Source organism: Marmoricola sp. URHB0036, from assembly GCF_000426045.1.
Lineage (GTDB): Bacteria > Actinomycetota > Actinomycetes > Propionibacteriales > Nocardioidaceae > Marmoricola.
This window is the reverse complement of sequence record NZ_AUEP01000015.1, coordinates 103,608-122,720: the sequence shown is the minus strand read 5'-3', so window position 1 is coordinate 122,720 and position 19,113 is coordinate 103,608. Positions and strand designations below refer to the sequence as shown.

The following is a 19,113-nucleotide window of genomic DNA, read 5'->3' as shown; positions in this document are numbered from 1 at the left end:
AACGGCGGACACGACGGGGTCAGCCTCTCCGCGGGAGACAGACCTCAACGAGGACAGGGCGGCGGAATGGATGCCGGCGGCGGCTGCCTCGATCCGTTCGCAGTCCGCGTGGTCCTCCTCGCGCAGCGATCCGGAACGGGCACTCACACAGAGAACCGCGTCGGCTCTACTGGCCGCCGTCCTTAGCTGGGTTGCCAGCGCAGGCAGGTCACCTACCGCGACATCGGAGCGACGTGCGACGGCGACCGAGTGCTCCGCCGAGCAGACTGCACGCCACATCCGGTGGCGGCGATTCTGGACTGCCCACCAGCCAGGCGCGCCAACAGTGGAAAGCGCCACCGAGCCCCGGACACGCGTGGGGCCCGTGCCGTCCAGTTGCGACGCTTGGAAGAAGCCGCTGAGCCGATCACGGAGGGAGCGGTAACGGCGGCGAACACCCCGGACGACAACCACAGCCACGACGCCAGTCGTGATGACGAACAGCACGCCGGCAACACATGCGACAACCAGAACTTGCTCAACCACAGCGGATCCCTGCTTTCGTGCCGATGGGTCCCCCAAGCGCTTTCGTTTACTGTACGTGCGCCAAGTTCGAGGTCCGACAACGCTGGCGGCAGGCCGCTTGCCGTGAGAGCCGACCTCTAGTTGTGATGCCCAGCCAGGTTGTTCAACCTGGTGATGGGTGCCGCCTTCGCGGCGAAAGACTCACTACTTGTTTGGCGGAACGGCTTCTCCGAGTCTCGGCGGCGGCTTTAGTCCCCCACCCGGCCGGTGTCGTAAGCCCACATCGCGATCTCGACCCTGTTGCGGGCACCGAGCTTTGTCAGCAGGCTGGCGACGTGGGTCTTGGCGGTCGTCAGGCCGATGAAGAGATCCGCGGCGATCTCGGCGTTCGTGCGGCCTCGGGCGACCAGCGCCAGCACTTCCTCTTCGCGGTCGGTGAGCGGCTCGATCGGTTGGGTACGGCGTTTCGACGGTTCCCTGGCGGCCAAGGTGGCTAGCAGCCGTCGGGTGATGTTCGGCGCGATCAGGGCATCTCCGACGGCGGCGGCGTGCACGGCCTGGACTAGCAGCTCCGGCCCGGCGTCCTTGAGCAGAAAGCCTCGGGCGCCGGCACGAAGCGCGCCGTGGACGTACTCGTCGAGGTCGAAGGTCGTGATCACCACGACCGCCATCGGGTCCGGGACGCCCCGCCCTGCGAGGAGCTCGGTCACCTCGATGCCGTCGAGGCCGGGCATCCGGATGTCGACCAGGCACACGTCGGGGTGGAGCCTGTGCGCCAGCTCGACCGCGGCGTGGCCGTCGGCGGCCTGGCCGACGACCTCGATGTCGGGCTGGGCGTCAAGGATCATGGACAGGCCGGTACGCACCAGATCCTGGTCGTCGGCCACCAGCACGCGCACCGTCATCGGCTTACCTCCGTCGGCAGCTCGGCGTCGACCGTCCACCCGCCCTCGGGCACCGGCCCGGCACGCAGCGTGCCGCCGAGCAGCTGCACGCGCTCGGTCATCCCCAGCAGCCCGAAGCCGTGGCTCGCCGACCGTGCCGGGTCGATCTGTCCGTCGTCGGTCACGCGCAGCCGCAGCCTTCCTCCACCCTCGACGACCCGGATCTCCACACGCGAGGCGTTGCGGGCGTGCCGCAGGGCGTTCGTCAGCGCCTCTTGCGCTAGCCGGTAGACCGCCGCGTCCACCTGGATCGGAAGTTCGTCCAGGTCATCCGGCACCTCCACGTAGACGACCGGCACCGGTTCGCGGCGGGCGAGCGACACCAGGTCGCCAACGCCGGGCTGGGGGGTGTACTCCGCCGGCGCTCCGTCGCGCAGCACCCGGACCATCGCCCGCATCTCCGCCAGCGTCCGCGACGCCTCCCCTTCGATGACCGCCAGCGCCTCGAGCCCCGCTTCGGGTCGCTGCCCGGCCATCGCCCGGCCCGCCTGCGCCTGCACCGCGATCGCCGAGACGTGGTGGGCGACCATGTCGTGCAGCTCGCGCGCGAGGCCGACACGCTCCTGGCTGCGGATCTGGTCCAACGCTCGGCGCCAGCTCTCGGCGCGGTAGCGGACCGCGGCTCCGCCCGCGGCTGCCGCCGCGATGATGCCGAACCCGCCGATGACGTCGGACGGGCCGGTGTAGTCGGCCACCGTACCGATGACCGCAGCGACCAGCACCACCGTCAGCCCGATCACGATCTCACGCCCTGAGCCCCAGCGGACCAGCGCGTAGACGAGCACCAGGATGTAGATCATCGAGGTGAGCCCCACACTGCGGGGCCCGCCCGCCAGGGTCGCCAGTCCCAACGCCATCGCGGTGCCGAAGCCCACCACGACACAGGCCAACGGCTGGGTACGCCGCCAGAGCAGCACCGGCGCGAGGCCCACAGCCACGATCGTCGCGAACGGCCGCCAGGCGACGTCGTCCCGGAAGACTCCCTCGAGCAGCGCCGTCATCATCAACACCCCGACCAGCACCCAGTCGCGCCACAGCCGTTCGGGAACGTCCGTGGCGCGGGGCTCGGCCCACAGCGAGCGCAGGGCGTTGGTGATCACACACCCAGCCTAGGGACCGCCGAGGCCTGGGGGACCGACCGAAAGAACGAGACCTCGCTCCTCCCAACAGCCGAGGAGGGTCCGGCCTCGACGCCGATGTGCGCACGCCGTGACGCGGCGAAGGTTGTCACATGATCACTGTTGAGTCCCTGACCCGGAGGTACGCCGGCTTCACCGCCGTCGACAACGTCTCCTTCACTGCCCTGCCGGGCCGCGTGACCGGCTTCCTCGGCCCGAACGGCGCCGGCAAGTCCACCACGATGCGCGTCATGGTCGGCCTGACCGTCCCGACGTCCGGCACCGCGACCATCAACGGAGAACGGTTCGCAGACCTACCCAACCCCGGCCTCGAGGTGGGCGTCCTCCTGGACGCCTCTGCCCAGCACGCCGGCCGCACCGGACGCGAGATCCTCACGATCGCCGCTGACACCATGGGTCTGCCCCGCCGCCGCGTCGACGAGATGCTCGAGCTCGTCAGCTTGACATCTTCGGAGGCCAAGCGCCGGGTGCGCAACTACTCGCTCGGCATGCGTCAGCGACTGGGCATCGGCACCGCACTGCTCGGCGACCCCCGGGTGCTGATCCTCGACGAGCCCGCCAACGGGCTCGACCCCGCGGGGATCCGGTGGATGCGCGACCTGCTGACGGGCTTCGCCGGCCGGGGCGGCACCGTGCTGTTGTCCTCGCACCTGCTCCACGAGATCGAGGTCATCGCCGATGACCTGGTCGTGATCGGGAACGGGAAGATTGTCGCGGCCGGCAGCAAGGAAGAGCTGCTGGCCGCAGCGGGGACCCTCGTCCGGTCGACGTCACCGCGCGACCTCGCACACGCACTCGAGCAGGCCGGGATCCCCAGCACGCTCGCCAGCGACGGCTCGGTCCGCACCGACGCCGACCCCGCTCAGGTAGGCGCCGTGGCCCTGACAGCTGGCATCGCCCTCACCGAGCTCCGGTCCGCCGAGGGCACCGGGCTCGAAGACATGTTCCTGTCGCTCACTGCCGACACCCAACGCGAAGGAGTTGCGGCATGACCGCCACGATCGTCCCTCCCGACGCCATCGAGGCCGAGCCGGCCCGACGGACCGCCCAGCCCATCCCGACCAGCCGACTCGTCAAGGTCGAGCTGCGCAAGATGTTCAACACCCGCTCGGGATTCTGGATGCTGGTCTGCATCGGCGTCCTGTCGCCCATCTCGGCCGGGTCGCTCCTCGTCTTCGGCCTCAACACCGACGTCACCTACCAGAACTTCGTGAGGGCGAGCGGGTTCCCCATGTCGGTGATCTTGCCGATGATCGCGATCCTGGCCGTCACGGGTGAGTGGAACCAGCGAAGTGGGCTCACGACGTTCACGCTGGTGCCGAGCCGCGGCCGCGTGATCGGCGCCAAGGCGATCGCGACCCTCCTGGTGGGCCTCGGCGCCGTCTCTGTCGCCTTTGCGGTCGGCGCCCTCGGCAACGTGGCCGGGTCCGCACTCGCAGGCGTCGACACCGCGTGGGACATTTCGTTGTCCACGGCACTGCAGATGGTGCTCTACAACCTGGTTGGCATGGCCTTCGGCTTCGCGCTCGGTGTCGTGCTGCGCAACTCCGCGGCCGCGATCGTGGGCTACTTCGTCGCTTCACTGGTCATGCCGGGCGTCCTCGCGCTCCTGGCCCAGGTGCGCTCGTGGTTCGAGGACCTGCAGCCGTGGATCGACTGGCACTACACGCAGGTGGCGCTCCTCGATGGCGCCACGAACACTGTCAAGGAGTGGGCGATGCTCGGCTCGACCACGATGATCTGGATCGTCATTCCCGTCATCGTCGGGTTGCTCTCCCTGCGCCGCTCCGAGGTCAAGTAGCCACACACGCTGGCGGCGCTGTCCGGGACTCCTCTGGGCGTTCCGGATACAGCCGTTCCGTGGTGGATCGGCTCAGCGCCGCGGTCATGACGTCGCCTGGCGACAAGGAAGGAGACCACAACCATGACCACCTACACCCCACTACCTGGACCAGGCCGCACCGCTTCACGCAGGAACCGCCATGCGCGGTGGTGTGATGCATGAGGAGAGGCCGTCATCCGCACTTGAGAACGCCGTAGGTTGATCAAGTGAGACAAGTTGGGAGCACGGTCCGCGGTACGGCCGGCGTTGGCACAAAGGGGTCTTTGGTCGTCACGTTCGACCGCGACCGCCAGCAAACCTGGGGGGAACCGTCGTGATGAACACCAAGCTCGTCGCCGTTGTCCTCGTCGTGGCGCTCGTTGCCGCTGGCGTCGGCACTGGCCTCGCGGTCTTGCTCAGCAGATGAGTGCAGACAGCAGGCACGAGATGACTTCGTGACGAAACGCGGAAACGAGGGTCCGCTCGATCTTGGGTCAGCTGCAGGATGCCGCCAGCGCCAAGGACCTCGCGGCCCTGTCGTCCCTGTTCGACGACGAGATGGACAGCGAGATGAGTTCAGGCTGACTGGTGTGGCCGTGGAGCGCGATGTCGGCTGGCGACTCAGCCACTTCCATGGATCGGTGCCTGAAAAGGAATAAGGCGCGAGACGATGGCGGTGGAGCGTCGCAGGCTCATCGGCGCGATCAGCTTCACACGGGGGTTGGGTCAAGCTTCGTCGTGGGCGAGGCTGGAGGAAAGCTCTCGGTGGGCGTTGGCCTGGTCGTGGAGGGTCTGGGCCTTGGTCTCGAAAAGCTCGACGGCGTCAGCGCCGGCGGCGAACCGCGCGGGCGGCTCCTGGAGTGTGGCGAGGTGGACGAGCGCGTCGGCGAGCTTCGCGGGGTCGCCGCCCTGCTTGCCGTCCATGCCCTGCCATGCCTCGATGGTCGCGGCGGTGCGGTCGGCGTAGTCGGCGATGGAGGGCTGGGCGTACCGGGTGGACTGCGGGGTGAGCAGCTCGGTGCGGAAGAAGCCGGGCTCGACCAGCATGGTCTTGATCCCGAACGGCGCGACCTCAGAGGCGAGTCCTTCCATGAAGCCCTCGACGCCGAACTTCGAGGCGGCATAGGCGGTCAGGAAGTCGCCGGTCGAGGCGATGCCGGCGGTTGAGGAGATGGTTATGACCAGTCCGGAGCGCTGCCGGCGCAGCTGGGGTAGGGCAGCGCGGGTGACGTTGACCGGTCCGAACAGGGTGGTCTCGATCTGGGCACGGAAGTCCGCGGGCGTCATCTCCTCGAAGAATCCGGCGTTGAAGGACCCGGCGTTGTTGACCACGACGTCGAGACGGCCGAACCGCTCCACAGCGGCCGCGACGGCCGCCTCCGCGGCGGCGGGGTCGGTGACGTCGAGTGCGCTGGCAAGCAGGTTCTCGTGCTCCCCGAGCGCCTTCGTGACGTTGGCGGCGTCGCGGGCGGTCGCGACCACCCCGTGCCCGGCCGCCAGGGCCGCCCTGGCGATGTCGACGCCCAGACCGCGACCTGCGCCGGTCACCAGCCATACGTCCTGCGTGGACTTCTCGGTCATCTGTGCTGCACTTCCCTCGTGCTAGGCCTTGTCGGAGCTCAGCCCTGATGGGCTGACATCCACCACGTAACCAGCGCGGAAGAGCATGCGGGAGTCCCTGACACGGGGGTCACCGACAGGGACCCCCACCTGGACTCGGGCGCTCGTAGAGTTGATGACGTGACCCTCCCCGAACCGAGCCCCCGCGATGCCGTCCGGGCCGAGATCCGGGAGTTTCTCAGCACTCGTCGGGCCCGCATCACCCCTGAGGAAGCCGGTCTCCCCACCTTCGGTGGAGACCGACGTCGGGTGCCCGGGCTGCGCCGGGAGGAGACGGCGCTGCTGGTCGGGGTCTCCCCGCAGTACTACATCCGCCTTGAGCGAGGAGATGCCACCGGAGTCTCCGAGAGTGTCATCGACGGCATCGCCCACGCACTCAGGCTCGACGACGCCGAGCGGGCCCACCTGCTCGACCTGCTCAGTACGGCCGGCGCGCCCTCACGGGCCAAGAAGCAGCGACGGCCGACGGCCAAGCGAGTCCGTCCGACCATCCAACGCCTGGTCGACGCGATGCCGACCGTGCCGGCCGTCGTCCTCAACGGACGCCTCGACGTCCTCGCCGCCAACGCGCTCGGCCGGGCCTTGTTCTCACCCTGGTACGACGCCGACCTACCGGTGAACAACGCCCGCCTCGTGTTCTTCGACCCCAGAGCCGACTCTCTCTTCCGCGATTGGGAGACCGTCGCGAACGACACCGTTGCCCTGCTCCGCGCCGAGGCGGGCCGCGTCCCCTCCGACCGACAGTTGAGCGACCTCGTGGGCGAGCTGTCTACTCGCAGCGGGGACTTCCGGGTCCGTTGGGCCGCCCACGACGTGCGAATCCACAACACCGGCATCAAGCAGCTGCACCATCCTGTCGTCGGCGACCTCGACCTGCCCTTCGAGTCCTTACCTCTCGAGACCGGCTCCAGCACCAACCTGGTCACCTACCTCGCCGAACCGAGCAGCCCGTCCCACGACGCACTCACCCTGCTCGCCAGCTGGGCAACCAGCGAGACCAACACGATGACCTGCGATGAGGCAGCTGATCAGGAACGGTCCTGAAACTCTCAGCAGGCCCGCCAGGCCCAGACAAGCGGTACGCGATCGACAACATCTCGGCACCGGCACTTGCTCATCGGCAGCCCCCTCCACCACGCCGACAGGCGGTGGTAAGACACACCGCGAGTGCTGATCAGGGGGGTACACACTGGCCAACCCCGGGCGCCCCGCTGACCGGAACGAAGTCAGCAAATCCACAACTGCCGCGTGGTCGGGTGTCTCTGCGCCAGTTGCCGCCGACGAAGCTGGACTGCACTCCCGCGCGAGTACACACCCGGCGTGGGTCAGCCCGTGAAAGGAATGTTGCCAACTTTCTCGTTCAGCAGGCGTAGCTCCTTGGCGACCTCGTCGAGGCGCTGGGAATTGGTCTCCTGGAGTTCAGCAAGAACGTCGGCGAGCAGAGCGTTGGTCGTGGTGAGAGCGTCCTGAAGGGCGCCGACACCGGACAGATCTTTGAGCATGGGCGGTCTCTCTTCTGTTGGCGCAAAGCCGGTCCGGCCTGATCCGTGTGGGCGACTCTGCCTCGTGCTGGGTCCCTGGACGGCGTACGTCGAAGATAAGCACACACGTGCTGGCTGGCCGAGCTCCGCTCGAACGCGGCTAGGGCGAAGGCGCTGCTGCGTTGAACTCCGTGGCCACGATGCGCTGGTCATGCACGCTGGCGGCCTGATCGGAGGCAAGCCACACAATCGGTGGGCCCATGACAGCTGGGTCCTGCAGTCGGGCCTGAACGTCGTCGGGGGCGTCCTCCGGGACCATCCCGGTCCGGGTGCCCGTTCCGCCGGGAAGCAGCATGTTGACGTTCACCGAGCTGCCCGCCAGATCGGCTGCCATCACCCGCGACAGCGCCTCCACGCCGGCTCCGGCCGGTCCATACGGGACAAACCCGCGGCGCGTCATCGTCTGCTCGTTCATCGAGATGTTGACCACCCGCCCGCCGCCTGCCTCGAGCATCAAGGGAACCACCGCGCGGGCCATGAGGAAGCAGCCGACCAGCTTCGTGTCCACGACGTCCCGGAAGCCGCCCGGCTCGACCCTCCAGAATGGTTGCGGCTCGGACAGGAACCGGGGGTTGACCGTCCGCATACCAATGCCCGCGTTGTTGACCAGCATGTCGACACCTCCCCACGCCTCGTTGGCCCGGTCGAGACAGGCGACAACCGAACGCTCGTCACGCACGTCGAGCCGACACGGGATAGCCGAGGAACCCAGATCGGTTGAGGCGGCCACGGCCCGTTCTCGATCGCGGCTGGTGACCATCACTCGTGCACCCGCCTGGACCAGTGCAGCGGCCATGGCCGCACCCAAACCGCTGGTGGCACCGGTGACAAGAACACGAACTCCATCCAGCCGATCGACCGCAGTCATGACAGCGACGCTACCCGGCCAATGCGGCGCTATGACGCGGGGTCGATGGGCGGGCAGTCCCGCGTCCCAGCTGCAGTTCGTGCGTCCGACCGGCGGCGGGTCGCCGTCGATCTACTGCCTTGCGGACCGCCGTGGGCGTGCGCCGGGTTTCTTGAGGCAGCCCTCACCGCCATGGGTCGGTGATCTCCCGCAGGTCTAGGAGGGTCTCGTGCACCCGTCGGAGACGGTCGGCCCCGACGTGGTCGGCCCACTCGGCTAGGACCCGCTCCACCTCTGCATTTGCTGTCTTGACCACTCTGTCGGCGCGGGCCGTGAGCCGCACGAGTCGAGCGCGGCGGTCGGTGGGGTCGGGGACTCTCTCGACGTACCCGGCCGCTTCAAGCTGGTCGACGAGGAATCCGGCGCTTTGCTTGGTGACTCGGGCCTGCTCGGCCAGGTCGGAGACGCGGGTTCCGTGTGGGCCTATCCGGGCTGCGATGCGGGCCTGCGCGAGGGTGATGTCCGTGCTGCCGGCCGCAATGACGGCGTCGTGCGCCCGCTGCTCGAGCGCTCTGTAGGCGACGAACAGCAGGATGCCAAGGTTCGGCTCTTGACGGTCTGTGGGCACCGTGCCAGATTAGACAGATAATCTGTCTAACGCACATGAGGCAGGCGCCACGCCATGGACAGCGAGACGATCTGGCAGCACATCGACACCGAGCGCTCGAAGTTGGCCGGCCTTCTGGAGTCGCTCCCGCAGACAGCGTGGGAGCAGCACAGCCTGTGTGAAGGATGGAGCGTTCGGGACGTCGGCGCGCACCTGACGTTCTCTCACGCCCGGTTGCGTGACGTGGCCTGGCCGGCGGTCAGGACCGGCTTCCGCTACAACGAGATGATCCGGTACGCCGCCCTTCACAGCCCGCTGACCCACACCCAGATCGTGGCCACGCTCCGCGGCTTCGTCGGCTCACGTCGGAGGGCTCCCTTCGTCACCGAGCTGGAGCCACTCCTCGACATCCTGGTGCACTCCCAGGACATCTGCGTGCCGCTGGGCATCGAGCACCCCATGCCGGTCGACGCGGCGGTCGCGGCCGCAGACCGGGTGCTCTTGTTGCGCGGCCCGATGCGGATGTGGGACCCGCCAGGCGGCGTGCGGCTGGTCGCCACGGACGCGGACTGGACGTACGGCGACGGCCTCGAGAAGGAAGCACCGATCCAGTCCCACCTGCTCACCCTTACGGGCCGACGGCGCGCTTCGTCGGAGGCGAGCGCAGCCAAGCAGTGAGTGCTCAGGAAGCAGAGCCCGTCACGCGGCGGAATGACGCATCGCTGGGACGCTCAGACGGCAGGAGACCAGGGCAGCCGCAGAGTGCGCGTCTGCGGCAGATCTGCGCCGGCTTAAACGTCGTAACGAGCCGACGGTTCCGGTGCTGATCTGACCTAGCCTTGTCCGTATGGGACGCGTCAGCGCGCTGGTCACCTTGGCCCTTGTCGCGGGGTGTTCGGTCGGCGGCAGCGGCACCTCAGGCCCGAGCTCGGAACGGACCGGCTCCGCGGCAACGCCCCCGGCGAGGAGCTCGCCCACGCCCAGCGATCCCTCACCGAGCACCATCCAGTCGACATCCGGGTCGGGTCGGTCCTCGGCGCTAGAGACTCCGGCGAGCGGCGGCTGTGCACCGCACCGGGGACGGCCCGGTAACGGAATGATCGCGTTCGACGGCAATCCCACCATCGACATCAACTCCGAGGAGGTCAACGCCCCTGGGGACATCTACATCGCCGACAGCGATGGCACCCATCTGCGGCGGTTGACGCAGACCCTGGACGCCGGCAGCCCGGCCTGGTCCCCGGACGGCACCCAGATCGCGTTCGTGCGGGCGAACTGGCGCGGCAACTACGAGCGCTCGCTGTGGGTCATGGACGCCGACGGCTCCCGCCCACGGGCCTTGGTCACCCGCGGCCCCGTTGGGGCCCCGACCTGGTCTCCTGACGGCACGCGGCTCGCGTTCGGGGTGCAGTCTCGGGGTCTGTGGGTGCTCGATCTGGCGACGCTGCGGCCGCGTCGGCTGCCGTTCGGCGCTGAGGGCTGGTTCGGGCCAGTTGGCCCGCGCTGGTCGGCCGACGGCGCCCATCTACTCGTTGGCGCAACCAAGAAGGGGCCTGGCCCCGACGACTACACCCGGACCTCGGGGCTGTTCACGGTGGACGCCACGACCGGGGGGCACGCCGCCCAGATACCGGGCGCGAGGAATCTCCTGGGTTGGGACTGGTCCTGGACGAACTGCCGAGTCATCCTCGCCCAGGGACTCCAGACTCGGGGCGCCTCCTGCGCCGGCAACGTCTACGCCACCGATGCAAATCTGCAGCACCCCACCCTGCTCCTGAGACGCCTGTGCGCTCAATCCGAACCGGTCTGGTCCCCTGACGGCCGCCAGTTCGCCTACATCGACCACGGCGCCGTGTGGGTCGCGAACGCCGACGGCAGCGAGCCCCACCAGGTGGTGCAGCCTTTGACTGCCTTTGCCCGCCACGCCCATGGGCTGGGCGGTGTCACCGGAAGCGTGTATTCGCCCGCCTGGCAACCCGTGCCGTAACTTACGCGACCGAACAGTCCACCTGGCCGGTGCCGACTCCTCGTGTCAGGCCTCGACTGGGTCGTCAGCCGGTGAAACGATCACACCGTGGGTCGGGGGCTGGTCGGCACAGGGGCGGTGCTGATGTGCTTGATGGTGAGCGGGGCGTGCAGCGGCGGTGCCGGCCACCACCAACCGGCTGCGCACCGAACGGCGACGGAGCCCGCGGCCGGGGTCGCCTTGGTCAGAGCGCATTTGGGGCCCTCGCAAGCTGAGACGACCGGCGACGGATCCTTGGTGCTGACCTACGAAGGGGGCCACCACTGCTACTTCCGACAGGTCCACAGCGATGGGACGGTGACCGGGTGGCTGCGGAAAGCCCACGCGGGCTGCCCGGCAGTCGTGCGCGTGGACTCCGGACTGCTGGGCTCGGACGCCGGGGACTTCACCGATGCGGTCGACCTTTCCGACCCACTTCACGAGACCAGAGTGGCCGTGACGCACGAAGAAGGAGAGCCGCAAGCCGGTGACACGTACCTCGGCCGCGGTGAGTTCGGGAAGGTGCTGTGCAGCATTTTCGGGACGGACGATGTCCCGCATGGCTGCGCTTACTCTCCCCGGTCGCACGGCCTGTACCTGCTTCCACGTTCCGTCCTAGCCATCGACTCGCGCGGACGCATCTGGTCCGCCGGGGCCCACAACACAGTGACTGTGTCCGACGGGACGAAGTCCTCGGCGAGCCAACCGTTGCCAGCCGCGGTCGACCAGTTGATGGTCCGTGGGGACTCCGCCGCCCTCTGGACGAGAACCCCCACTGGGGACATGTTCGTCAGCGACGACACCGGCACGTCCTGGACCCGCGTGACCGAGCCCCCGCAGGCGGCACAGGACCCCGAGCTGGCGTACCTCCTGCCTGACGGGCGAGTCCTGCTCGGCCCCTATAACGGCCAGCTCTGGCGCGGGACCGACGCAACCAACACCACGTACGACGCACTCGACGCCGGCCCGATCACGACCGTGCTCTCGTCCGGACACCGCCTCTACGGGCTGGCAGACCAGGCCCCCGAGCATGCGCTTCACCACCTGGTCTGGATGTCGGCGGACGACGGCACGACGTGGCGCCAGGTGATCGATGCCGCGGGCGATGCCCGCACAGCCCCAGCAGCACCGGCCGCGGACCTGCGCCTGCCTGCCCAGCCCAGCGCCGCCGATCGAATCAGTCAGCTCGGCCCGCACGACGTGGCGTTGGGCCGTCACGGACTGGTCTTGGTCACCTATGGCCGCGGGCCCAAGTCGGCCTGGCGCCTCTATGACCGCATGGACCGGATCGTTGCCGAGGGACTCACGCGCGGCGCGGACGTGGACGCGGCCGGCGACGGGTTCGTACTGTCCACGGACGCCGGAGTGCAGTTCGTGGATGCTGCGGGACGCTCGGTCCCGGTCGATTTCGACTTCTCAGCCAGGCGTCCTGTCACGTCAGGTGACACCTTCGTCCAGGGCGGTTGGGTCTTCCGACGCAGCGACCTTGCGGAGTTCACCGGAACCGCCTCACCAGACGGCCTCGTCTACGCGAACGACGGACGGGGCCGGATGTGGGCTCTGGGCAATGAAGCGCCCGGCCGCACGGTGGTGCGCTCGGCGGTGCCAGGTGGGCCCTGGACGAGTCACGACCTCGGACCTGGCATCGGTGCCCGAGACGTTCAGGGCACCGGATCCACCCTGCTGGTGCCAGGGCGACGCACGATGTACGTGAGCCTCGACGCGGGCGCGACCTGGACATTGGAGCTCGGCCCCTACCCACAAGGCGAAGGGCCGGCCAGCTTCAGGGTCTGGCCCGACGGCACCATCATCACCGGCGACTATCGAGCCCCATACCGCATCTCCCACGACGGCGCACGGACATTCACAGACCCCGCAGCTGGCGAGGATGTCACCCCGCGGCTGGTGGGTGACCTCTTCGCCAGGGGCGCACCCGGGGCCACCGAGGTCTCACAAGACCGGGAGCATTGGCGCCGCTTCACTCCGGACCTCGTACGACAACTGCTGAGGAACGACAGCAGTTGACGACGCGCGGGGCCGCACTAACCCCCAGGTTCCGCCACTGCCCCGAATGTCGGGTCCTGTCCGCAGAACGACCGGCGATCGCCAGATGAGAACGCCGCCAGGCGGCGGAATGACTCAGGTGTACTGACCGCGGCCCTGCGGCATCGAACGGATAGAAACTCAGGCCAGGTCTCGACTTGTCCCGCGGGAACAATCTGATAGGTAGTCTCGAGTCGTGACGGGCGAGCCATCTGGCAAGTTCGAGGCGATCTACACAGGCGCGGAGGCCGGTGGAGCCAAGCCGCCGTGGGACTACGGCGGCCCTCGTCCCCAGTTCGTGGAGTGGGCCGAGGCGCGAAACCTAGCTGGTGGCGGCCGCGAGGCGCTGGTGGTGGGGTGCGGCTACGGCGCTGACGCCGAGTTCCTTGCGCTGTTGGGATTTCGCACAACGGGGTTTGACTTCGCGCCGACCGCGATTGCTGGAGCGCGGCGAAAGTACCCAGCCAGCGAGGTGAATGGGTTCGTTGCCGACGTCTTGGATCTTCCCCGTGAGTGGCAGGGCAGGTTCGACCTGGTCGTAGAGAGTCTGACCGTGCAGTCGATGCCCTTCGAGCACCACACAGTGGCGGCGCAGAACATTGCCGCGTTGGTGGCACCAGAAGGCACTCTGCTGGTCCTGGCGACCACACGGGACGAAGGCTCCGAGGTGACAGGACCGCCGTGGCCGCTGACCCGTGCAGAGCTCGAGGAGTTTGCCATCGGCGACCTCATCCTGCGCCGAGTTGAGCGGATCGAGAGCGGTGCCTGGTGGCGAGCCGAACTGTCACGAGGAGGGGCAGGTTCAACCAGCCACTAGCCATTGTCATAGATCCGCTCCTGCCATCGTCGTCTCGCGGAAAGAAGCGGGTTGGCCCGGGTTCCGCGCGGTCAAGAGATGGACATTTCAACTCCCCGGGCGGTAAGCCGGGCACGCTTTCACGGGGTGGCGTCAGCGTGATCGCTCGGCGACAAGCCAGCCGATGGACGCGTGCATCCTGATGCCGTCGGCGACTGAATACCGCGAGCGGAGGTCATCCATGACTTCGGCCCGCAGGTCCGCCTCCGCGTCGTCTTGGACAATGGGGTAGATCATTCCCGTCGAGGCCAACCCTCGGTAGGCCGTCTCTGCGTCCGCGAACTCGCTGACGCAATCGACGGAGCCGGAGTTGAGTACGTCGAAGCCGGCCGCCGCGAGCAGCTCACGCGCCCTCCCTGGCTCGGACATGGCCAAGGGGGTGTTGGTGCTCGTCGGGGCGACATACGGACCCAAAGCCCTTCCCAGGGCAGTCATGCAGAACACGAAGTCCATGGGGTCGGCCCAGAACCCGATGCCCAACCTTCCGCCGCGCTTGAGCACCCGGAAGGCTTCCGAGAGTCCGCCGTCGTCGGCGTACACGAAGGAGTTCACGCCAGTGACTGCGTCGAAGGTGCCATCCGGCCAGGGCAGCTCGGTCAGGGAACCCTGTCGCAGGTCGGCTTGCGGCGCGCGGAGACGCGCGATGCTGAGCAGACCCTCTGCGGCGTCGATACCAGCGACCTGAAATCCCTGTGCCGCGTATCCCTGCAGAGCACGGCCGCCTCCGCACCCGATGTCGAGCAGCGAGTGGGTCGGCTGGAGAGCGAGAGACCTGCCGAGCGTTTCATAGACAGGAGTGAAGAGCGGCTCCATCAAGTACGCCCAGTCAACTGCGCGATCGCTCCAGGCAATACCCGCTTCTTCCCAGCCCATCGGAAACTCCTCAGCTCGGCACGCAACGGCTACTCGGAGAGCGGTCCGCACGGGCAGTGACTCAGACTAGGCCCCAGCCACCCCGCGGTTCTAAGACCGCGTAGAAGAGCGCCAGGTCGACTGCGTGCAGCCCAACCCAAGCGTTGCCTGCCGCGGACCACGTGAGCGAACAGGCGGCGAAGTGGCGCGCAAGCTGCCACGTGCCTCTGACCCAGGTCGATCGCAAGCTAAACATGGATGTCACGAAGGCGGCGGAAAGACGCGAGCCCAAGGCGCTTCCCTTGCCCACACGCATTCGGATCACGTTGCTCGTGGGGCTGATGCAAGATGAAGGCCTGGTCTCGATGGAAGGAATTTCATGGCTCAGCACCCGAAGAAGGTCCTGATGTGCCCCTTGTGCGGTCAAGAGGCACTGGTCAGGTATGCGCGACCTGCCATGCAAGGCGTCGACCCAGAGATCGTTGACTATGAGCCCGGCGATGGCGCCACATGCTCGAACGGCTGCCACGTCACGAGACATGCGGAGTTTATTGAGGCGATGCAGATCACGCTGAACGAAAACTGGAGTCGTTGGTAGCCGGCCCAGTTTTGATTGCGCGGTTGTGATCGCACAATCTCCTATTGGTAGGCGGCGCGTGCGCCTCGCGCCGCTGGGGAGCTTGGCGGGAAGCCTTACTCAGCGATCCTTGGTTAACTCAAACTTGTCATCGTCTGCATCACGTTCCAGCTGCCACGCATCGCGGGCGAGCCGAAGTACGAATGTGCCTGCGCAGCCACCATGTAGGAATAGATCTTGGCCACCGCGCCAGTAGACCGCTGGTTGGCCATCTGAGAAGTCGCCTAGGCACAGCAGACACTCGGTTCCAGAAGGGGGATACAGCTCATCATCGCTAGTCACGACAGCCATGGAGAGAGTCTGACAGATGCCGTCCGCCGCATGGCGCCAAAATAGGTGCTGCTCGCGTGGCCGACCCGCGGCGAAATGACGCATCAGCTCGAGCGAGGACTGCAACATCCTGTCTCGGGCGACCTGATCAGGAGCACATAGGCATCTGTGGGTGAAGCGGTCCGGTTTCGCCGACGTCGAGTAAACGTGGTACGCCGCGGAGGCGTTCTGCGCTTGGCCAAATGTGGCGAGCGCGGCAAGAGCGGCGCCGCGTCGCGGTGTGCGACCTTCGCAGAACCGCCTTGGATCGCGAACGTCAGGACCCGCGTCCCCCGGCGTGAGCTGCGCCGTTCCAGAACGGCTGGACTCGCGAGGGTGTCTTCCGGGTATCTGATTGCCGCGAGCCCTCGACTCAGGTTCGTGATCATCGAGGGTGGCGGCGAGGCACCCAAGCGAGCCGACCTCTGCTTCACCTGGGAGCTGTTGGCGAGTCTCGCCGCAAGCATTGCGAGACTCTCGCGCTTCCTTCTAGGCAGCTTTCCTCCTGCCTAGCGCAGGCTGTACTACCGCTTGTCCACAACGCATCTCGCACCTGGTGTCTGGACTGCCTGTGGCACTACGTTCGCTGCGTGGCTGAGGATCATAGGGCGGATAAGCGTGCCGACAACCAGGACGAGCGCCGTTCGGGCGAACGTGAGCGGGCCATCGCATGGTTGGACGAGAAGTGGACCGGGAGCCGGGCATGCCCAATCTGCGGCACGGTGCAATGGACGATCACAGAGGCAGTTGAGATCCGCCCCTGGGAGGAGGGCAACCTCGTTTTCAGCGGCGGATCTGGTACTTACCCATTGTTCCAGCTGATCTGTAACAACTGTGCGTTCACGCGCCTGTTCAACGCGGTCATGAGTGGAGTAACCCCGACTCCACCTGAAGTCGCCGAGGACCGCGAGGCCATCGATGGTGATTGACGCTGGGGGGCGAGGCAGGGGAGGAGATCCTGGAGACTCGGGCACCGCGTTTATGCCCCCGGGGGCAATCAAGATCCCCAGCAAGGGCGAGGAACACTTGGTGCTCATGAAACGCGACTGGGCACGTTTACGTAAGGAGATCGCGAGCCTCACGGGCGTTAACCGTCAGTTCGCGGCGGCGGCGTGGGCATCAGTGGGTGTCGTCGTCAGCGCAGTCTTTGCGGGGGTGGCGTGGGCTCCAGCGCGCTCCGTGATGACGAGCGATCAGAAAGCCGATGCCGCGTGGGTGTGGCCCGCCATCATCGCCGCCGGAATCTGCTTCACGCTGGTCGCTGTGGTGTGTTTCCTGGCCGCGAAGGCATCAAAGAACTCCATGGAGACTTCCGTAGATCGGGTCCTCAGCGACATGGATGAGATGCCCTACGGGGATAGTGCGGAATCCTCCGGATCGTCCGGCCGGCAACTCCAACGTTGGCTCACTCACTGAGTGATCACCCAGGGGGCCTCATGGCGGTCCTGCGCTCTGCCACGACGACTGTCGGAGGAAGTACGCGGCAATAAGACACCACTGGACGATTCAGTATCGAAAGCGTCATTAAGTCCGATTAGAATTCCATCAATGATGGACAGCGCGGTCGGTTCCTTCCACACTGAGCCTAGGGACGGGAGGTGCCATGAGCCCAGGTGGAGAGACTCCTCGCGGCAATGCGACCGCCAGAGTCGCGCTACTCAGGTGCACATCCTGCGGAACAGATTTGCCGCCCAGAGCAGATTGGCCAGACGAATGTCAGTTCTGCGGGGCGGATGTTCCAGCCCTTGAGCCCAGAGACGCATAAAGGTTTGACGTGGTGGGTGCCGGTGACCTCGCGTCCCTCGAAGCCGTCTTAACACGTCGGTTTCTGTTCAACGCCTTCGCACCTGTACTCATCTTCCTGGCCGTGGACGCCACGATGATCTTGGCGCTCACAGATCAGCTCCAGAGCGCCTTCGCCGCTTTCGGTCGACTCGAGTTCCTACCTCAAGTCCTGATCACGGCCGGCTACGTCAGCGCAGCGTGGTTCGTAGCGGTCATTGTCGCGGGGCGATGGCGAGACATCGTCCGACTCTTCGAGGGATACCCTGTCGTCGCACTCTTCAAGCGCGTCGGAAAGTTGGCGCCGGGTGTCGTCTGGCATCGCAACGCCCTGTTAGAGGTGCGGCAAAGAACCCCCGATTCAACACGCGCGTACTACTCGTACCCGCGCGAGCGCTGGCTGGAGGACGTCTTGCCGACGAGGCTTGGGAACATCCTGCTGTCGGCCGAGAAGTATCCGATTGAGCGCTATGGGATCGATCCCATCATCTTCTGGCCTCGGCTGTACCCGTTGATTCCGCCCCAGTTTCAGCGCGACTACGAAGAGTTCGTGCGCGAGTACGAGTTTCCTTTGGTCGTGTCCTTCCTTGCGGGCACGTCTGGGTGTCTGCTCGCGATGGTCTGCCTCCTGACAACCGGTGCGCCGCTCGTCTTCATGGGTCTGTTCTTGGGCTGTTTGGCTGTCGCCTACGTCTTCTACGTGCTTTCGCTCGGCAGTGCGGTGCAGATGGCCGAGCAACAGCGAACAGCATTCGATCTGTACCGTGGCCTCCTTCTGGATGCCTGGCCGTCCGTTGCCGACGTGCAAGACGAGAAAAAGGCGTTTGATCTCATTGCAGACTTCGTCGTCCTCAACAGTCCAGCTCGGTGGGAACAGCCGCAGGGCACCCGTCTTGGCCGACGTCGTGCGGACCGCGACTTGGGTGAAGGCCGCAGCGGAACTCCGCCATCAGCCGCTGGTACTCCGAACGATTCAAGGTCCTGAGTACGGGGTCGTTCGTAGAACGAGGATGCGAGGTCTGCTCGCAGCGCCGGAGCTAAAGGCCTTGGCTTGGTCAGGGTTGAGGGCTACGAGAATTGCTTTCTGGTCTTTGACCACGGCCAGCACACGTACCTGTCGGATCCGGTCGCTTGCAACAGGCGCGAGCCCCTTGCCATCGGGTACCTGCACGATCGTCACGAGGTCTCCAGCGGAAAGCGTGCCCCCAAGCGAGCTCGCGGGTGTCAAGTCCAGTCCCATAATGGCCATCCCCGTCACGGAGTGTGGCGGTAGTTCGGGGCCAAGTCCGGCTCTGTCAAAGGGGTGGTCCTGCTGGACTCGGCCCATTGTGTAGTGGCCGATCAGCTCACTCCGCGAACGCACGGTGCCGTCGGGAAGGTCGGCGGCGCTTACCTCGGATCGACGTATGTCACGCTCTTCCAGTTGATGGAAGGCCGGAAGGTCAGCCGCTGCCACGAAGCCTGCCGTCGTCGTTCTGCGCTGGAACAGGTAGAACGCGCAGGCAATCGCAAACACGAGGACGATCACAGCCACCAGGCGGGATGCCCTCATCGGAAGACGCCAACCAACCGCGCCGAATGCGACGCATCCATGAGTTGACCTTA

The 19,113-nt window shown here is 66.7% G+C and carries 18 protein-coding genes; 10 read left to right on the top strand and 8 right to left on the bottom strand.

Annotated elements, in window-relative coordinates:
- Positions 1-752: 752 nt before the first annotated feature.
- Both H976_RS0117615 and H976_RS0117610 read right to left on the bottom strand, forming a co-directional pair.
- Positions 753-1,409, bottom strand: coding sequence for a response regulator transcription factor (locus tag H976_RS0117615; protein WP_027862609.1), 657 nt, complete (start codon positions 1,407-1,409; stop codon positions 753-755).
- The gene (locus tag H976_RS0117610) at positions 1,406-2,548 is read right to left on the bottom strand and encodes a sensor histidine kinase (protein ID WP_027862608.1); all 1,143 of its coding nucleotides are present in this window, start codon (positions 2,546-2,548) and stop codon (positions 1,406-1,408) included. The genes H976_RS0117615 and H976_RS0117610 overlap by 4 nt, the downstream gene beginning before the upstream one ends.
- Positions 2,549-2,679: 131 nt before the next feature.
- On the opposite strand from H976_RS0117610, the gene H976_RS0117605 reads away from it, so the two are divergent.
- Both H976_RS0117605 and H976_RS0117600 read left to right on the top strand, forming a co-directional pair.
- Positions 2,680-3,579, top strand: coding sequence for an ABC transporter ATP-binding protein (locus H976_RS0117605; protein ID WP_027862607.1), 900 nt, complete (start codon positions 2,680-2,682; stop codon positions 3,577-3,579).
- Entirely contained in the window at positions 3,576-4,388 is an 813-nt protein-coding gene (locus H976_RS0117600; RefSeq protein ID WP_027862606.1) for an ABC transporter permease subunit, read from the top strand. The genes H976_RS0117605 and H976_RS0117600 overlap by 4 nt, the downstream gene beginning before the upstream one ends.
- Before the next feature lie 747 nt (positions 4,389-5,135).
- Here the strand turns inward: H976_RS0117600 and H976_RS0117585 are convergent.
- A complete protein-coding gene (locus H976_RS0117585) occupies positions 5,136-5,990 on the bottom strand; it encodes an SDR family oxidoreductase (RefSeq protein ID WP_027862605.1) in 855 nt (284 codons plus the stop codon).
- 159 nt (positions 5,991-6,149) lie between these two features.
- Here H976_RS0117585 and H976_RS0117580 point away from each other — a divergent pair, with 159 nt between their 5' ends.
- The gene (locus H976_RS0117580; protein ID WP_027862604.1) at positions 6,150-7,073 is read left to right on the top strand and encodes a helix-turn-helix transcriptional regulator; all 924 of its coding nucleotides are present in this window, start codon (positions 6,150-6,152) and stop codon (positions 7,071-7,073) included.
- A 281-nt stretch (positions 7,074-7,354) separates the two neighbouring features.
- Here the strand turns inward: H976_RS0117580 and H976_RS30120 are convergent, their stop codons facing one another.
- The 3 genes from H976_RS30120 to H976_RS0117565 all read right to left on the bottom strand — a co-directional run bounded on the left by H976_RS30120 (position 7,355) and on the right by H976_RS0117565 (position 9,045).
- Positions 7,355-7,531 carry a hypothetical protein gene (locus tag H976_RS30120; RefSeq protein ID WP_155918456.1) on the bottom strand — a complete coding sequence of 59 codons (177 nt, stop codon included), beginning with the start codon at positions 7,529-7,531 and terminating at the stop codon, positions 7,355-7,357.
- A gap of 139 nt (positions 7,532-7,670) precedes the next feature.
- A complete protein-coding gene (locus H976_RS0117570; RefSeq protein ID WP_027862603.1) occupies positions 7,671-8,438 on the bottom strand; it encodes an SDR family NAD(P)-dependent oxidoreductase in 768 nt (255 codons plus the stop codon).
- 163 nt (positions 8,439-8,601) lie between these two features.
- Positions 8,602-9,045: a MarR family winged helix-turn-helix transcriptional regulator gene (locus tag H976_RS0117565; RefSeq protein ID WP_027862602.1), complete on the bottom strand. Its 444-nt coding sequence runs from the start codon at positions 9,043-9,045 to the stop codon at positions 8,602-8,604.
- A 54-nt stretch (positions 9,046-9,099) separates the two neighbouring features.
- Between H976_RS0117565 and H976_RS0117560 the strand changes: the two genes are divergently transcribed.
- From H976_RS0117560 to H976_RS27060, 4 genes are all read left to right on the top strand, one after another.
- On the top strand, positions 9,100-9,702 hold the full coding sequence (locus H976_RS0117560; RefSeq protein ID WP_027862601.1) for a maleylpyruvate isomerase family mycothiol-dependent enzyme: 603 nt from the start codon (positions 9,100-9,102) through the stop codon (positions 9,700-9,702).
- A gap of 418 nt (positions 9,703-10,120) precedes the next feature.
- Complete coding sequence (locus tag H976_RS0117550) at positions 10,121-11,011, top strand: LpqB family beta-propeller domain-containing protein (RefSeq protein WP_027862599.1); 891 nt, start codon at positions 10,121-10,123, stop codon at positions 11,009-11,011.
- Between the two features lie 276 nt (positions 11,012-11,287).
- Positions 11,288-13,054 carry a hypothetical protein gene (locus tag H976_RS0117545; protein WP_155918454.1) on the top strand — a complete coding sequence of 589 codons (1,767 nt, stop codon included), beginning with the start codon at positions 11,288-11,290 and terminating at the stop codon, positions 13,052-13,054.
- Positions 13,055-13,268: 214 nt separating this feature from the next.
- Complete coding sequence (locus H976_RS27060) at positions 13,269-13,889, top strand: bifunctional 2-polyprenyl-6-hydroxyphenol methylase/3-demethylubiquinol 3-O-methyltransferase UbiG (protein ID WP_051276975.1); 621 nt, start codon at positions 13,269-13,271, stop codon at positions 13,887-13,889.
- A gap of 132 nt (positions 13,890-14,021) precedes the next feature.
- Here the strand turns inward: H976_RS27060 and H976_RS29030 are convergent, their stop codons facing one another.
- Complete coding sequence (locus tag H976_RS29030; protein WP_051276974.1) at positions 14,022-14,801, bottom strand: class I SAM-dependent methyltransferase; 780 nt, start codon at positions 14,799-14,801, stop codon at positions 14,022-14,024.
- Positions 14,802-16,316: 1,515 nt separating this feature from the next.
- Between H976_RS29030 and H976_RS30115 the strand changes: the two genes are divergently transcribed.
- The 3 genes from H976_RS30115 (at position 16,317) to H976_RS0117520 (ending at position 18,493) form a co-directional block, all read left to right on the top strand.
- Complete coding sequence (locus tag H976_RS30115; protein WP_155918451.1) at positions 16,317-16,655, top strand: hypothetical protein; 339 nt, start codon at positions 16,317-16,319, stop codon at positions 16,653-16,655.
- Positions 16,656-16,761: 106 nt separating this feature from the next.
- The gene (locus H976_RS0117525; protein ID WP_155918448.1) at positions 16,762-17,142 is read left to right on the top strand and encodes a hypothetical protein; all 381 of its coding nucleotides are present in this window, start codon (positions 16,762-16,764) and stop codon (positions 17,140-17,142) included.
- A 361-nt stretch (positions 17,143-17,503) separates the two neighbouring features.
- Positions 17,504-18,493 carry a hypothetical protein gene (locus H976_RS0117520; RefSeq protein WP_155918445.1) on the top strand — a complete coding sequence of 330 codons (990 nt, stop codon included), beginning with the start codon at positions 17,504-17,506 and terminating at the stop codon, positions 18,491-18,493.
- Here H976_RS0117520 and H976_RS30110 read toward each other — a convergent pair.
- The gene (locus H976_RS30110; protein WP_155918442.1) at positions 18,482-19,060 is read right to left on the bottom strand and encodes a hypothetical protein; all 579 of its coding nucleotides are present in this window, start codon (positions 19,058-19,060) and stop codon (positions 18,482-18,484) included. The genes H976_RS0117520 and H976_RS30110 overlap by 12 nt on opposite strands.
- Positions 19,061-19,113 lie beyond the last annotated feature (53 nt).